This window comes from Cyanobium sp. NIVA-CYA 375 (assembly GCF_056108345.1).
Map to the genome: position 1 here is coordinate 1 of NZ_JBSYHW010000242.1, position 994 is coordinate 994.

General features: G+C 61.8%; 1 protein-coding gene. It reads left to right on the forward strand.

Annotated features, from left to right (window positions below; genetic code table 11):
• The first annotated feature begins 193 nt into the window (after window positions 1-193).
• Window positions 194-469 (forward strand): type II toxin-antitoxin system Phd/YefM family antitoxin, encoded by a 276-nt coding sequence (locus tag AC01FP_RS17820; RefSeq protein ID WP_474482101.1) that lies wholly within the window; start codon window positions 194-196, stop codon window positions 467-469.
• The last annotated feature ends 525 nt before the right edge of the window (window positions 470-994 follow it).

Here is a 994-nt window from a genome sequence, read left to right on the forward strand (position 1 = left end):
CACTGAGACCCGCCGAGCGAACCCAATGCTGACAGCCCCGCCAAGAGCTATCGGGACAGACTTTTAGGCGGCCCTGGCAACCCCCCCTTCATGGTGGCGGCCTGGCGGCAGATGTGCTCCAGAAAGTCCAACAAGTCCAAGCGCGATTGCCAGCCCAATCGAAAGGCCTCCACCCCTAGGTTGACACCAGGCCATGACCATCATTCAGGGTGTCCCCTCGCCTGCCCCGCCTGTCCCGACCGCGACCCGTTGCGTCAATGTTCAGGAGGCCAAGACCCATCTTTCGGCCCTGCTGGCCAGGGTCGCCGCCGGCGAGCGCATCGTGCTGTCTCGCCATGGCAAACCCATCGCCCAGCTGGTGCCCCTGGATCCCAGCCCGCGCCGGCAGCTCGGCTTCCTGCAGGGAAGGGTGGATGAGGCGTTCTTCGATCCCCTGCCCAACGACGAACTGGAGCGCTGGGGCGGATGAAACTGCTGCTCGACACCCCCGTGTTGCTCTGGGCCCTGCTGGAACCCCAGAAGCTCTCCCCTGAGTTGCGCAACGTCGTGGGCCTTCACCCAGTTCGAAGGGGTGGTGACCCCGGAGCGACCTTGAACACCCTTCCACTCAGGGACCTCTCAGTATTTGCTCAGTTTGCCGAGAGCGCTTGCGCTCAATAGGATTTCCAACCGCTTCGGTGCATGAAGCCCAAGGATTCCCCCCTGGAAGGCGGGTTGACGTTTCTGGTGATTGTTAAATTTGCCCTCATTGCACTAGGAATTAGGGATTAATTCCTATGGGGAGCCGACGGCGGCCAGTCACCCCCACCACGCCTTTTTGTTCCTGTTGTCGTTTTTGGTTGCCGTGTCTGACTTCTTTGTGATCGACCAGCCTGAAGACCAGGAATTTTCTGCCTCGGGGCTGGCCGGCGAGACCACTCAGCGGCTTAATAGCGCCCTGACGGCGGTGTGGGCCGAGCTGGCCAGCCTGGCTTCGTGGAACTGCTGGTGGAGG